The sequence below is a fragment of the Sphingobium sp. YBL2 genome, assembly GCF_000943805.1.
Lineage (GTDB): Bacteria > Pseudomonadota > Alphaproteobacteria > Sphingomonadales > Sphingomonadaceae > Sphingobium > Sphingobium fuliginis.
In genome coordinates, this window is record NZ_CP010957.1 from 51,144 (window position 1) to 64,733 (window position 13,590).

Below are 13,590 nucleotides of genomic sequence, written 5' to 3' on the forward strand. Positions count from 1 at the left end.
GTCATCCGGTTGCGCTCAGTTCCGTTATTCAAGGTTCTACCCGTCGAGAACCTGCCGCCGATCGACGGCGAGGCTGCAGTCACCGGCGATGGACAGCTCCGTTTCTTGATGGAGGAACTGGTCGAGGCCGCGAATTTCAACATCCTCCCTCCGCCCGGGGTCGCGCCCGATAGCCCCAGTGTTGCTGATGCCTTCGCCGCGTTACGGAACGCAACCTCTGCCTATCATGTGGCCGCAGACGCCCCTCTTTCCCATCATTTCTGGACTTTCTGCTCGGCATTAAGGAATGGAGACGTTGCCCGAAGGCTCCTTGAAAGCGCCCGCAAAGGCTGCGCGGTACAAGGCTTCGTTGCTCTTCATGCAGATGAGATCCGTTCGGGCGTACTTTACAGTCCGCGGACGATGCCTATTCGTGTTGGCCAAGAGATATCGCTGCCGGCGAATATTGGCGGCCCCTATCTCGTTTTGCTCGCCTGCGAACTTACGCCGGACGGTCGCGCTGAGGTTGCCGCAGTCGACGCCGTGCCGATATACAAGGTAGGGCGCCTTCTGCCAGTTCGCTCAGAACTCGATCGGGATGTGCTCAAAGCCCTTGAGCATCTCCAATGCGCGCTCGATGTTCACGGCGCGGAATGCACAATCACGCGCATTCGACCGTTCGCACATACGGACGTCACCCATCTCTCCCTGACCATCAGGAGCCGAGCTTTCAGGCGGCGGGATGCGGTGCTCGCCATCAATCCGTACGGAGCCGCAAATGCTTCTTCTGAGGATGCTGATTTCTGTGTGACGCACCGCAATTGGACAAGTGGAGGGTTGATCGCCTGGCTCGAACGAACCATTCTCGATTGACGGGCATAACTCTGCCTCACTGCTCAACTGAGTTGAGAGAATACGTCGGCGAACAAAGGCCGAATACGTCGAATCTCCTCGCGATGTGCTGCGGAGAGCGCATCGAGCATCGCAAACGCCTTGGGCGTCAAACGTAGGAGCGCACGTCTGCGGTCCTGGTCCGACGCCTCGCGTGTGATGAGCTGCAGCGCCTCGAGCCGATTAACCAGCCCGGTGGCGCTGTGTGGTTTGAGGACCAGGCATTCAGCCACATGGCCCACCGTCGCTTCAGCCGCGGTGCAGCCCCGGATCGCCAGGAGCGCCTGATGCTGTTGAGGGGTTAATCCCACCTCCACCGCCTTTTGCTGGCTGAATGCCTGGAAGCGACGGATGACGTGTCGAAAGGAGGCCAGCGCGACATAGTCGGCGTCTGCCAGGGCTTGATTCTTTTTCAATCCTTTGCCTCATCGGTTGAACTGTATCGTGACACGATATAACGGGTGGTGCGTCGTCTTCCCAGGATAAACCTAATTCATGTCCTTTACACCTCCACGCGCTACCGAGACTCACCAACTCGCCGATCATAGTGCCGATCGCCGCATGATCATGCTCGCCAGCATGGCGATTGTCGTTGGATCGGGAGGCGCGATCGGCGCCTGGGTGCTCGTGAAGCTGATCGCCATTGCCACCAACCTGTTCTGGTTTGGTCGGCTGTCTACCGATCACGCGGCTATCACCGACGCGTCAGTTGGAGCCATGGTGATCATCATACCGGTGGTGGGCAGCCTCATCGTCGGCCTGATGGCGCGCTTTGGATCCGAGAAGATCCGTGGACATGGTATTCCTGAAGCCATCGAAACGATCCTCTTTGGCGAAAGCCGCCTCTCCCTGAAAGTGGCCATTCTCAAGCCGCTGTCATCGGCCATTTCGATCGGTAGCGGTGGACCGTTCGGCGCGGAAGGGCCGATTATCATGACCGGCGGCGCGATCGGCTCCCTGTTCGCGCAATGCTTCCATCTCAGCGCCGCTGAGCGCAAAACGTTGCTCGTAGCAGGGGCGGCAGCGGGCATGACCGCCATTTTCGGAACGCCCCTCGCGGCGATCCTGCTTGCGGTTGAAGTCTTGCTTTTCGAATGGAAGCCGCGCAGCTTCGTGCCTGTGGTGGTCGGTGCGCTTGTTTCGTACGCATGGCGCCCATTGCTCATCGGGTCAGGCCCGATGTTCCCGATGGAAACGCTACTGCCGGGCGATAGCTGGGCGTTGCTCGGGTCGGTCGGAGTGGGCCTTGTTGTCGGTCTTGAAGCCGCCATATTGTCGACGTCGCTCTACCGCATCGAGGATCTTTTTCATCGCCTGCCATTCCACTGGATGTGGTGGCCCGCCATAGGCGCGATCTTCGTGGGCTTGGGCGGACTGATCGACGCGCATGTTCTTGGCGCGGGATATGCCAGTATCGAGGCTCTCCTCAATGCGTCCTTGCCCCTGAAAGTTGTCGCGGCACTTCTCGTTGTCAAGGCGATCGTCTGGCTGGTTGCCCTCGGATCGGGAACGTCGGGCGGCGTACTTGCGCCTCTCCTCATCCTTGGCGGCGCCGCCGGTTTCTTGCTGGGGCAGTTTCTGCCGGGCGATCCGGGTTTCTGGGCCATGATCGGCATGGGCGGGATCATGAGTGGCGCCATGCGCGCGCCGATGACGGGCGCAATCTTCGCTGTTGAGCTCACAGGCCATTTTGATGCGATACCCTATACCATCGCTGCGGCAGGAACTGCCTATGCCATCAGCGTTTTGCTGATGCGCCGTTCGATCCTCACGGAGAAGATCGCACGACGCGGGCGCCATATTCTGCAGGAATATACCGTCGACCCCCTTGATCTGCTCCAGGCGAGCCAGATCATGACCCCCGACCCGGCCACATTGCCCGGCAACATGACCGTGGAGGCTGCGGTTTCGTTTTTCTCGAACGATGCTGTCCATCGTAGCTATCCCGTCACAGATGCACAGGGGCGCCTGCTCGGCCTTGTGTCGCGTTCGGATGCGCTGCGCTGGCAAATCGACAGGGAAAAGGATCAAACGCCATTGGTCGACGCCACCTCGGACGCGGCGCAGCCCGTCGCTTATCCCGACACACCAAGCGGGGCTGTCGCTGACCTTATTGTCGAGTCCGGCGTGGGGCGTATTCCGATCATAGAAGCTGGGACAAGGCGGGTTCTTGGCATCCTGTCGCGCCAGGATCTCCTGAAGGCACGCAGCGCAAATCGCGCCGCAGAGTTGGGGCGTGCCCGTTTTGTCGGAGCGAAGGGGGGCGCAAAATGATGGGTGAAAAGGTGATCCCATACAACCTCAGGACATGCCGAAGGCATTCGAGACAGCCTGGAACAACCACGATGTCGAGGCCCTTGGTGCAGATGCGACCTTTGTGAACCGATTTGGCCGCTATGTGCGCGGCGTGGGCGACATCATCGAACTTCACCGCACCGTTCATGCGACAATCTATCGGGATTCGACGCTGGAAAATGAACTGATCGACCTCACTCCCATCGGGGAAGACGCAACTGTCGTCCATTTCTGGAGCCGCCTTGCCGCCGGCACGGCGCATCCGGCCGGACCCCATGTTGTGGATACGTTGATACTCGCCGTGCTTGCCCGGCAGGACATGATGTGGCGAAGCCAGGCGCTTGAGAATGTCGCATTGACAGACCCGCGCTCCGGGGAAGCCGTTCTGCGATATTGACAAGAACAGGCCGTGACGCTGCCAGCTCCAGGAAGGCAGCTGTTGCCCTTGATATGCCTTCTTGCCGGCCAGTAGAGCCGCAGGTGGTCACTCCGCGCCTGGAAAGTGACCATCACTACGCCGCATCAGGCGTCCTTAGATAACCCCCATGGCCTGCATGGCTTCTGCTACCCGGACAAAGCCGGTCACATTGGCGCCCAATACATAATTGCCCGGCGCGCCATAAGATTCAGCCGTTTCGGCGCAGCTGTCATGGATACGGCGCATGATCATGGCCAGCCGCGCCTCGGTTTCCTCGAAGGTCCAGCTATCGCGCGAGGCATTTTGCTGCATTTCAAGCGCTGATGTGGCGACACCTCCCGCATTGGCCGCCTTTGCCGGACCAAAGAGCACATTCGCATTCTGGAACAGACGAACGGCCTCGGGGGTGCAAGGCATGTTTGCACCCTCACCTACCGCGATCACGCCGTTACGGATCAGTGTGGCCGCATCATGGCCGTTCAACTCATTCTGGGTCGCTGACGGTAAAGCAACATCGCACGGTATTTCCCAAACCGTTCCTTGCTCCACGAAATAGGAGCCGGAGCCCTTCAATCGTGCATATTCAGCAATCCGCTCCCGACGCAGGAGCTTGATTTCTTTCAGCAGTTCGAGATCGATCCCGGCTTCATCGACAATGAAACCCGACGAATCGGAGCAGGCGATCGCTTTTCCGCCAAATTCCTGGACCTTCTCGATCGCGAAAATCGCGACATTGCCTGAACCGGAAACGATAGCCCGCTTGCCTTCCAGGCTCGCGCCCCGTGTCTTTAACATCTGATCGACGAAATAGACCGTGCCATATCCCGTCGCTTCGGTGCGGGCTCTGGAACCGCCATAAATGAGCCCCTTGCCGGTCAACACCCCCGCTTCATAGCGGTTCGTCAATCTCTTATACTGGCCAAAGAGGTAGCCGATCTCCCTGGCGCCGACGCCGATATCGCCAGCCGGAACGTCCGTATACTCGCCCAGGTGGCGGTAGAGCTCGGTCATGAAGGACTGGCAGAAACGCATGATTTCACCGTCGGAACGCCCGCGTGGATTGAAATCCGAACCGCCCTTCCCTCCGCCGATCGGTAGTCCCGTCAGCGCATTCTTGAACGTCTGTTCGAACCCCAAAAACTTGATGATTCCAACGTTGACGGACGGATGAAAGCGCAGGCCGCCCTTATAGGGTCCCAATGCTGAATTGAACTGAACGCGAAAACCGCGATTGATATGCGTTTGTCCATGATCATCGACCCAGGGTATGCGGAAGATGATCTGTCTTTCCGGTTCGCAGATCCGTTCGATCAACGCATTGTCCATATATTCTGGATGTTTGGCTACAACGACACCCAGACTTTCAAGCACTTCTTCCACCGCCTGATGGAACTCGGTCTCGCCCGCATTGCGTCTGAGCACATCCTCAAATATCGGCAGAAGTTTCTCGTCGATCCGGGGCAATTCCTCGTCTCCCATTAATGTTGCTGGAATGCAGATCTGTCGTGCTCAAATGCGGGTCGGCTGCGTAACCTTGACGATGGTCAGCCTTCGCTTGCGGCCCTCCCGGTCGGGCCAGCTGATGGACTGGCCCTCGCGAAGTCCGATCAAGCCCGCAGCGATAGGGGTCAAGATAGAGATTTGCCCCGCGCCGATGTCAGCTTGAGCCGGGTAGACGATCTGGACAGTCCGTTCGATACCGCTCGCCTCGTCGATAAATTCGACCGAGGAGTGCATGGTAACCACGTCTGGAGGGATCCGCTCGACGCGATGGGTCTGCGCGCGAGCAATTTCGCCCAGCAGCAGTTCGCTGACCTGCGGCATGCTGTTCGCAGCACCCAGGGCAAGATTGGTGAGGCTCTCGGCTTCGCTGTCTATGAGATTGACGGAGGGACTTCCCCGGTTGGGCATTCTAGCCATGGCATTGTCTTTCGAGAGGATTTGTCACACGCCTTCCGGCGAGCGGCAGTCTGTCGATTTGCCCCGAGTCCGGAGCAAGACGCGCCGAAACCCGGGGCTAGATGCCCGCGAGAAGCTGTCCCCCTTGGTAGCGGAAGCGCACATGATCGCTGCGTGAATGCATAGCCACTTCATTGCACGCGCGCACCGGACGAGTCAAACATGCTCCCTTGTGAAGGCAAGGAACTCTGCGACTTGCGTGGGAGTGCTTCCGGGACGCCGGGGCGTCGCTATGAGATGCACGAGCAGGGCAATTCCCGCGGGGCAGAGGCGCAATCAGGTCGACCGGCTCATAAACCGACTTTTAGGTCGTGAACCCATAAACGGGTGAGCTAATCGCCCGTTTCGTCGTCACCGGGGAGGTTCGACAGGTTGAGGTCGCCGATCGGGGGCAGTTTCGCGCCGCACCACGGACAAAAGGCGATCTCAATCACACCGCCGCTACTACCATCGTGAATGATGATGCCATAACCGCCACGAACCTGGTCGATGAGGGCGTCCGGACAATCAGCGCGACCAGCGTGCTGGTCGCAAGACTGGTTCAGATCAAAAGCCATGCGGCTACAACAATGGTCGGCCATACACCTATTCTGCGTGAGCGAAGGGCAAGAAGAAAGGCTTTTCTTCGCAGGCGAATACTGATTCAGCGGCAGCATGAGCCGATATGACCTGACCGACTTCGAGTGGCGCGTGATCGAACCGCTGCTGCCCAACAAACCGCGAGGTGTGCCGCGTGTCGACGACCGGCGCGTGCTGAACGGCATCTTCTGGGTGCTGCGATCCGGTGCGCCGTGGCGCGATCTGCCTGAACGCTATGGCCCGCGCACAACTTGCTACAACCGCTTCGTGCGATGGCGGAAGGCGGGCGTCTGGGACCGGATGATGGACGCCATCACCGCCGCCCACGATGGCGACATCCAGATGATCGACAGCACTTCCGTTCGCGCTCACCAGCAGGCCGCGACGGCAAAAAGGGGGATCGAGATCATTGTCTCGGTCGATCACGCGGCGGACTTACGACCAAAATCCACGCGGTCGTCGATGCGCAAGGCCTCCCGATCCGGCTCGGCCTGACTGCTGGACAAGCGCATGATGGGCAGGTCGCCGACGCGCTGCTTGATCATCTCGGCTCGCATACCATCGTGCTCGCTGACAAGGCCTATGACGCTGACCGCATCCGTGAACTGATCGAAGAGCAAGGAGCCACGCCCAACATCCCGGCCAAATCCAATCGGAAATGGAAGCCCTGCTTTAGCAAGCGCCTCTACCGCGAGCGCAACCTGATCGAACGGTTCTTCTCCAAGCTGAAGCACTTCCGCCGCGTCGCCACCCGCTACGATAAGTTAGCGGAGAACTTCCTCGCCATGGTCCAACTTGCCTCAGTGCGCCTTTGGCTCCGTGCTTATGAGTCTACGGCCTAGTTGGGACGCTGATATCCGCCAGGAATGCCCTTCTTCGCCAAGACCCATTGCCATAACTGAACATCCCGGGATCTGAACGCTCCCGCGCAGGAAAGCAGATAATATCGCCACATGCGACGGAAGCGCTCACCCAGCTGTTCTTCGAATTCCGGCCAGGCATTCTCAAAGTTGCGATGCCACGCCATCAATGTCTTGTCATAATCCGCGCCGAAATTGTGCATATCTTCAACGATGAAAAGGCCGTCTACGGCATCCCCGATCTGCCCTATCGATGGAAGGTCTCCGTTCGGGAAGATATAACGGTCAATCCAGGGATCGGGTATGTTTCTTCTACGGTTCTTGCCGATCGTGTGGAGAAGAAACAGGCCGTCATCTTCAAGGCAGCGCGCCGCTACTTCCATATAGGTTCGATGATTCTTGCGACCTACATGCTCGAACATGCCGATGCTCACGATGCGGTCGAATGTCTCGCGCATATCCCGATAGTCCTGGAGCCTGAAATCGAGATGCGGGCTGGAATGATGCCTCTTGGCCCATTCGCATTGCTCCCTGGAGATTGTGACGCCGACGCACTGGACGCCATAATTTTCAGCAGCATAAGCCATGAAGCTGCCCCATCCGCAGCCGATGTCGAGGACTCTCATTCCCGGTTCCAGTTGAAGCTTTCGGCAAATGAGATCCAGCTTTGCGATCTGTGCCTCAGCCAGGCTGGTCGCCTCCTTCCAATAGCCACAGGTATAGGTCATGAGCGGATCCAGCATGCGCTCATAAAATGCATTCCCAAGATCATAATGCCGCTCCCCCACCTTCCAGGCCTGCTTGCGATTTTGACGGTTCGTCAGTCGGGTGCGCAAGGCATGCAGCAGGAGCGAAGCAGGATTGACCATGTCTGTTATGCCCGATCGCAGTAATCGGGAGAAGAATTCATCCAGCGCAGGGCAATCCCAGTGGCCGGCCATATAGGTTTCGCCTAATCCCAGATTCCCCTGTGCAAGAACGCGCCCTGGGACATTGCTGTCGTAGATACGAATGTCCCAAGGGTCATTCCCATTCAACCGAAGTCCTGCCTCGTTGAGCATGTTCTCCGCCAGTCGAAACCCGCGGATAGCTGCAGGAGAAAGGCCTGGTCCTTGATTCACTCGGGCCTCTTGATCTGGCATTGGGGTTTTAGAAAGAGCGAAAGACATATCCATAGTCCTGATGAATAATAAAATTATAATCGTTCAACTTCATTGGATGGGATGTATCGCAAAAGCATGTTCATGGATCAGAACAACGACCGGTTGAACAATCTGGAATTCTATTGGACGCTGGTTGGAGCAGTCACGATGGAGAAAGAAAAGACCGTTCGCGGCCTGTAATACCAAGGCGCGCTGAGGCTGACTCACGTACGGGATTCCCAAGCTGCTAAAATTCTGATTCGATGTTGCAAGCACGAGGAGGCTTGTGATGGCAGCAGCGGTTGGTGTTCGATCTGACTACACATCGGCGGATTTGCGTGGGGCGGCGCGGCGAAGTGGAGACGCGGATCAAGTCCGTCGCCTCCTCGCCATTGCGGTGATCCTGGACGGCGGAAGCCGAAGCGAAGCGGCGAAGTTTGCCGGCGTGACGCTACAAATCGTGCGCGACTGGGTTATGCGGTTCAACGAGGGCGGCCCTGATGGCCTGGCCACGCGCAAGGCGCGGGGCCGGTCCTCTATCCTGAACGAGGAGCAGCGCAGCCGGCTAGCGGCGGTGGTCGAGGCGGGACCGATCCCTGCGGCGCACGGTGTAGTGCGCTGGCGGCTTGTCGATCTGGCGCAGTGGATCAGGGAAGAGTTCGCGCTCTCTGTCACGCGCCACACACTCGGACGCGAGTTGCGTGCAATGGGCTACCGCAAGCTCTCGGCGCGCCCGCGCCATCGTGGTCAGAAGCCTGACGACATTGCCGATTTTAAAAAAGCTTTGCCTCCCGTCTGGCGCAGATCAGGCGGAAGCTCCCGAGAGGAACGCCGGTAGAACTGTGGTGGCAGGACGAGGCCCGCGTCGGTCAGCAGACTAAACTCACCCGACGCTGGGCCAGGCGCGGCACTCGACCCTCGGCACCCAAGGATCAGCGGCGGTCCTCTGCATGGTTGTTCGGCGCGATCTGTCCCGCTGAAGGCAAGGCCGCTGGCGTCGTCATGCCCAGATGCAACAGCCAGGCAATGAGCATGCATCTCCAGGAGATCGCCTTCCACATAGCACCGGGTGCACATGCCGTCCTGCTGCTCGATCAGGCCGGATGGCACGGATCAGCTGAGTTGATCGTGCCTCCCAACATCACGCTGATGCCGCTGCCGCCCCGGTGCCCCGAACTCAACCCAGTCGAGAACGTTTGGCAGTTCATGCGCGACAACTGGCTGTCGAACCGCATCTTCAAATCTTATGACGACATAGTCGAACACTGCTGCTTCGCCTGGAACCAGCTCGTCGAGCAGCCTTGGCGCATCATGTCCCTCGGCCTGCGCTCATGGGCTCATGGGTTCTGATCAATGCGCCTTGGTATAACATCCGGATAAAAGTTCAAAAAGATAATTTTAAGTTACAATGATTGAAAATATTTTCATGTTAACCGATAATGTCTCAGAGACGATTATCGATGAAATAGTTTCAAGTTAAGATGCAATAATATTCATTTGCATGACATCATGAACGGCGACAAACGTCGCGCGAACCCCGTCCTGATCCCCGCGCATGTCCTCATGCTGGTGGAACCATAGCAAGGGAAAGACTGCCCTCACCTTAGTGAGTGGGACAGATACCCGTGAACATCTCATAGAGAGGAAAATGATGCTTGTTTCCATTTATCTGGGCCAGGATATTCCGAGCGCAAAATTGCATGGAGCACTTTATTTCTCCCAGCTGCCTCAGCCTGGTGAAAAGGTGATGCTCGGCTGCAAGCAGATGACCGTCAGCAAGGCGTGGCACACGCCGGATACGCTCTTTGCTGGTCCAAAATATGCTGTTCTTGCAGATGGTTATCACATTAACTCCGCAACGGAGCCAAGGCGGGATGATCAAGAGGCGGCAAAACAATTCGCCGGACACCGGAGTAACTGATCACCCCTGTCATTGCCCCATTCACATATGTCGATCCAGCGGCCGCCCCGCTGGCGGATGCCGATCCGAAGCAGCCTGCCCCCACGGATCGGCATCCATTTTGCCGTGCAACCGACTGCCGAACGACGGCCGGGATCTCGGCAGATCTTATTTAGGGCGCGGCTGCGACCGGGCACTCGTTTTCGTTCCGCTCCGTGGATGTATAATCACGCGACATTGCTCGCATGCCGGAGCCTGCATCCGTGCTCCTTCAGATATTCGGCCAGGACCACCGCGTGATTCACACGTCGGTCATGCGCGGCATAGAGCAATGTCACGTCCCCTTGATCGGCCAATTTGTAGATTTGGGCCAATATGTCCGGGTTCGCATCAAGTTCCAGGCGATACCTGTCCCGGAAGGCCGCAAAACGCGTGGCATCATGATTGAACCATTTGCGCAAGTCCGCGCTGGGGGCGATTTCCTTCAGCCATAGATCGAGTGCCGCAGAGTGAAGCGAGACACCTCTTGGCCAGAGGCGATCGACCAGGACACGTTTTCCATCACTGCTGCTGGCGGTTTCGTAAATCCGTTTGATATCGATCGTGCCGCTCATGAGCGTATCCAGACCAGCCGCGGGTCGGCCGCAGAACGCGATGTCTGGGCTCTCCCCTCGCGAAGGACGTCGAAATCATCTCGGTCTTGACTGACACCTCCAAAGCAGGACGCCGGGAACCTCTTCACTATCCGAGTATCGTTGCGCCGTTGAGCATCGCTTCGATATGGGCGAGAAAATCTACAAGGTTCGCGGTCCTCGATCGTCCAGGGCCAGGCCGTCGGGCTATGAACGGGGAGGCGGCCGGGCAAATGAGCAGCGCACCCATGATTTGCTGTCGCTATCATCGAATCCTTCCCATTTTTTGGACGAGATAATATCGGGATGATGCCAATCACCCGGCCACTGCCGAAGTGATCTAATCCAGATTGAATAGCGTCAGCATTCCTCCGATAGCAATGCCGAAGACCATGATCATGACTCCGGCGATCCTCAAAATATAGGTCAGCGGATCTTCCTCCTGACCGGTTGAGACGCGTGACCGAGGCGGCTCGGACGCACGGCCGAGCAAACGGCGGACAAACGGTTGACGGAACGCCATGTTGAAGCCGACGAAAACGAGGACAAGGCCGAAGACATCGACCGCAATCACATAGCCAGGCAATTCCATTCTCCTCTCGCTTCAGCGATGCCCTGATCGACTAGCCCCGGCATGCCGCAAGACCCACCTCAAGACCCGCTAGCAGATCTCCTTCCGCCTCAAGGCCGACCGATAGCCGTAGCAAGCTGTCGTTGATGCCTGCCAGAGCCCGCGTCTCCTCGCCCATGTCCGCGTGGGTCATGGTTGCCGGATGGGAGACCAAACTCTCCACGCCCCCCAGCGATTCAGCGACCGTGAAGAATTTGACGTTCGTCATGAATTGGCGAACTGCCTCGACCCCTCCAGCCAGCTCGAAGCTCAGCATGGCGCCGAACCCTCGCTGCTGCCGCAATGCAATGGAGTGACCGGGATGTCTCACTAGTCCCGGATAATGGACGCGAGAGACGGCCGGATGGGTCTCCAGATGGCGCGCTATCGCCATAGCGTTGCTCTGCTGGAACGCCATGCGGGCAAATAGCGTCCGCAATCCCCGGAGCGTCGCCCAGGAGTCAAATGGGGAGCCTGCCGTACCGATGACATTAGCCCAGGAAAGCAATCGATCCGCCTCGTCTGCCCGCGCTGAGACAATCGCGCCGCCGATCACGTCGGAATGTCCATTGAGATATTTCGTGGTGGAGTGGATGACATAATCCGCGCCCAGGCTGAGGGGGCGCTGGATTGCCGGGGTAAGAAACGTGTTGTCGACAGCAACCGCTGCGCCCGCCTTTTTTGCCTGTGACGCGAGCGCCGCGATGTCCACCACACGCATGAGCGGGTTGCTGGGGGATTCGATCAGCACCAGGGCGGGGGCGTCGCTCAAAGCGCTCAAGAGGCTTGCATCATCCGTCTGATCGACAAAGCGGACCGAACAATGACCAAGTTTCGCGCGTGCCTTGAGCAGGCGCATCGTACCGCCATAGCAATCATGTGGGGCCAGCACGAGTTCGTCGCGGCGCAGACCGCCGACAAGAAGATCAAGAGCAGACATTCCACTCGAAGTGATGACAGTCCCTGCCCCGCCTTCGAGCGCGGCGATCGCATCCGCAAGGAGATCTCGTGTCGGATTGGCCGCGCGTCCATAATCATATAGTCGCGGCTTCCCGAACGCCTCAAATTCATATGTGCTCGAGAGATAAAGCGGTGGCGTGACCGCGCCATAGGCCGTATCGGTCGCAACACCGAAAGCTGCCGCGATCGTTTCAGGATGCATGGCCGCCATATCCTCCTCATTCATTGAACATGCGCCCTTCGCTAACCGCCCGGACGATGCCGGCGCGAACGGCAAAATCGCCGAAATGCTCACCAGCTTCACGTTCGCGGGCGAAACGCCCGATTGCATCCCGGAGCACTTGCAGAATGATCGGCTCCCCGACATTTTCGCGGACCATGCGGTTGAGGCGTTCGCCGTGAAAGCCGCCGCCCAGATACAGATTGTACTTGCCCGGCGCCCTGCCGGTAAGACCGATCTCGGCGAGATAGGGACGCGAGCAGCCGTTGGGATAGCCGCTCATCCGAATGATGATAGCATCGCCGGGTGAATGCAAAATGGGCGCTGGGGACGCTTGCCCTCGCGCTGGCTCTGCCTGTTGTCGCGCAGGAGACGCCGACGCGATCCACTGTTCTGCCCGTTCCTCATAGTCCACGTCACACTCGACGCGCGGCGCAAGCCGCGCCGCTCCAAGTTCCTCCAGCCGCCGGTCCAGCCTCTTCCCAGCCTGGCAGAAATATTCATAGGTTGGGTCGCCCAAGGCAAGGACTGCGAACCGGATTCCCTCGAGCCGCGGCGCCTTGCGGCCCTCGAGGAATTCAAAAAAGCCGGTCGCCGGCTGAGGAGGATCCCCCTCCCCATAGGTACTGACGATAATGAGCAGGTCCTGCTCTTGCGCCAGCTGCCGTGTCTTGTAATCGGCCATGTCGACCGCGATGCAGTCCATGCTCCTGGCATTCACCGCGGCCTTGAGCGTCCTTGCGAGCTCGGCGGCATTTCCTGTCTCCGTTCCATATATTATGGTCAAAGAGCGCAGATCGGCTGTTTTGGTAGACGCCGGCTGCGTCAGGGGTTGCCGCAAGCCGACGTCTAACCCGGTGAAATAGCCGCCAAGCCAGACCGCCTGCATCGGTGTGAGCGACTGGGCCAGTGCCTCCACTTGTCGCCTCTGTTCCAGGGAAAGGGAGTGCCCTGGCGGTTCCGATACAGACATCGTTCTCGTTCCTCGGCGTCCAGCTCCTTCCCGACGGCAAATCCATCCTCACGGATGTCGCTGTCGCATTGGGCTTGTTCCGAAGCCGCTTCACGCCCAGGCCTTTTGCGCGGAACGATAACATAACACAAACGAATGTTATTTCTCATTCATATGAAATATATTGTGCTAT

Annotated in this window: 14 protein-coding genes and 1 pseudogene; 6 read left to right on the forward strand and 9 right to left on the reverse strand. The window is 58.4% G+C overall.

Annotation, left to right across the window (positions count from 1 at the left end):
* The first annotated feature begins 9 nt into the window (after nt 1-9).
* Nucleotides 10-852 (forward strand): hypothetical protein, encoded by an 843-nt coding sequence (locus TZ53_RS23790; protein WP_044663381.1) that lies wholly within the window; start codon nt 10-12, stop codon nt 850-852.
* Between the two features lie 23 nt (nt 853-875).
* On the opposite strand, the gene TZ53_RS23795 is transcribed toward TZ53_RS23790, so the two are convergent.
* Entirely contained in the window at nt 876-1,286 is a 411-nt protein-coding gene (locus TZ53_RS23795) for a MarR family winged helix-turn-helix transcriptional regulator (RefSeq protein WP_044663382.1), read from the reverse strand.
* Nucleotides 1,287-1,365: 79 nt separating this feature from the next.
* Here TZ53_RS23795 and TZ53_RS23800 point away from each other — a divergent pair, with 79 nt between their 5' ends.
* Together TZ53_RS23800 and TZ53_RS23805 are read left to right on the forward strand one after the other, a co-directional pair.
* Nucleotides 1,366-3,144: a chloride channel protein gene (locus TZ53_RS23800; RefSeq protein WP_044663383.1), complete on the forward strand. Its 1,779-nt coding sequence runs from the start codon at nt 1,366-1,368 to the stop codon at nt 3,142-3,144.
* 34 nt (nt 3,145-3,178) lie between these two features.
* Nucleotides 3,179-3,562, forward strand: a complete 384-nt coding sequence (locus TZ53_RS23805; RefSeq protein ID WP_044663384.1) for a hypothetical protein — start codon at nt 3,179-3,181, stop codon at nt 3,560-3,562.
* Nucleotides 3,563-3,697: 135 nt separating this feature from the next.
* Here TZ53_RS23805 and gdhA read toward each other — a convergent pair whose 3' ends face one another.
* From gdhA to TZ53_RS23820, 3 genes are all read right to left on the reverse strand, one after another.
* Nucleotides 3,698-5,062 carry an NADP-specific glutamate dehydrogenase gene (gene gdhA, locus TZ53_RS23810; RefSeq protein WP_044663385.1) on the reverse strand — a complete coding sequence of 455 codons (1,365 nt, stop codon included), beginning with the start codon at nt 5,060-5,062 and terminating at the stop codon, nt 3,698-3,700.
* 30 nt (nt 5,063-5,092) lie between these two features.
* Nucleotides 5,093-5,503, reverse strand: coding sequence for a nucleoside diphosphate kinase regulator (gene rnk, locus TZ53_RS23815; RefSeq protein ID WP_044663386.1), 411 nt, complete (start codon nt 5,501-5,503; stop codon nt 5,093-5,095).
* Nucleotides 5,504-5,874: 371 nt separating this feature from the next.
* Nucleotides 5,875-6,099 (reverse strand): DUF6980 family protein, encoded by a 225-nt coding sequence (locus TZ53_RS23820; protein WP_238320196.1) that lies wholly within the window; start codon nt 6,097-6,099, stop codon nt 5,875-5,877.
* Nucleotides 6,100-6,196: 97 nt separating this feature from the next.
* On the opposite strand from TZ53_RS23820, the pseudogene TZ53_RS26430 reads away from it, so the two are divergent.
* A pseudogene (locus tag TZ53_RS26430) lies at nt 6,197-6,963 on the forward strand (IS5 family transposase).
* Here the strand turns inward: TZ53_RS26430 and cfa are convergent.
* On the reverse strand, nt 6,960-8,042 hold the full coding sequence (gene cfa, locus TZ53_RS23835; protein WP_084694429.1) for a cyclopropane fatty acyl phospholipid synthase: 1,083 nt from the start codon (nt 8,040-8,042) through the stop codon (nt 6,960-6,962). The pseudogene TZ53_RS26430 and the gene cfa overlap by 4 nt on opposite strands.
* Nucleotides 8,043-8,412: 370 nt before the next feature.
* Here cfa and TZ53_RS26435 point away from each other — a divergent pair.
* Together TZ53_RS26435 and TZ53_RS26985 are read left to right on the forward strand one after the other, a co-directional pair.
* Nucleotides 8,413-9,473 (forward strand): IS630 family transposase gene (locus TZ53_RS26435; protein WP_172668344.1). Its coding sequence is split into 2 segments (ribosomal slippage): nt 8,413-8,920 and nt 8,920-9,473, totalling 1,062 coding nucleotides; the frame shifts between segments, so codons are not numbered across the junction.
* 298 nt (nt 9,474-9,771) lie between these two features.
* Nucleotides 9,772-10,044, forward strand: coding sequence for a hypothetical protein (locus TZ53_RS26985; protein WP_157009865.1), 273 nt, complete (start codon nt 9,772-9,774; stop codon nt 10,042-10,044).
* 206 nt (nt 10,045-10,250) lie between these two features.
* On the opposite strand, the gene TZ53_RS23850 is transcribed toward TZ53_RS26985, so the two are convergent.
* The 4 genes from TZ53_RS23850 to TZ53_RS27690 all read right to left on the reverse strand — a co-directional run bounded on the left by TZ53_RS23850 (nt 10,251) and on the right by TZ53_RS27690 (nt 13,364).
* Nucleotides 10,251-10,637 (reverse strand): DUF488 domain-containing protein, encoded by a 387-nt coding sequence (locus TZ53_RS23850; RefSeq protein ID WP_044663393.1) that lies wholly within the window; start codon nt 10,635-10,637, stop codon nt 10,251-10,253.
* A gap of 358 nt (nt 10,638-10,995) precedes the next feature.
* A complete protein-coding gene (locus tag TZ53_RS23855) occupies nt 10,996-11,241 on the reverse strand; it encodes a hypothetical protein (protein ID WP_044663571.1) in 246 nt (81 codons plus the stop codon).
* Between the two features lie 37 nt (nt 11,242-11,278).
* Nucleotides 11,279-12,451 carry a cystathionine gamma-synthase gene (gene metB, locus TZ53_RS23860; protein ID WP_044663394.1) on the reverse strand — a complete coding sequence of 391 codons (1,173 nt, stop codon included), beginning with the start codon at nt 12,449-12,451 and terminating at the stop codon, nt 11,279-11,281.
* Nucleotides 12,444-13,364, reverse strand: coding sequence for a flavodoxin domain-containing protein (locus tag TZ53_RS27690; protein WP_238320212.1), 921 nt, complete (start codon nt 13,362-13,364; stop codon nt 12,444-12,446). Before TZ53_RS27690 ends, metB begins: the two co-directional genes overlap by 8 nt.
* Nucleotides 13,365-13,590: the final 226 nt, after the last annotated feature.

Excerpts from the sequence above, each read along its gene's own strand:
- TZ53_RS23800 (WP_044663383.1), top strand. The coding sequence starts at position 1,366 with ATGTCCTTTACACCTCCACGCGCTACCGAGACTCACCAACTCGCCGAT.
- TZ53_RS23805 (WP_044663384.1), top strand. The coding sequence starts at position 3,179 with ATGCCGAAGGCATTCGAGACAGCCTGGAACAACCACGATGTCGAGGCC.
- gdhA (WP_044663385.1), bottom strand. The coding sequence starts at position 5,062 with ATGGGAGACGAGGAATTGCCCCGGATCGACGAGAAACTTCTGCCGATA.
- rnk (WP_044663386.1), bottom strand. The coding sequence starts at position 5,503 with ATGGCTAGAATGCCCAACCGGGGAAGTCCCTCCGTCAATCTCATAGAC.
- TZ53_RS23820 (WP_238320196.1), bottom strand. The coding sequence starts at position 6,099 with ATGGCTTTTGATCTGAACCAGTCTTGCGACCAGCACGCTGGTCGCGCT.
- cfa (WP_084694429.1), bottom strand. The coding sequence starts at position 8,042 with ATGCTCAACGAGGCAGGACTTCGGTTGAATGGGAATGACCCTTGGGAC.
- TZ53_RS26985 (WP_157009865.1), top strand. The coding sequence starts at position 9,772 with ATGATGCTTGTTTCCATTTATCTGGGCCAGGATATTCCGAGCGCAAAA.
- TZ53_RS23850 (WP_044663393.1), bottom strand. The coding sequence starts at position 10,637 with ATGAGCGGCACGATCGATATCAAACGGATTTACGAAACCGCCAGCAGC.
- metB (WP_044663394.1), bottom strand. The coding sequence starts at position 12,451 with ATGAATGAGGAGGATATGGCGGCCATGCATCCTGAAACGATCGCGGCA.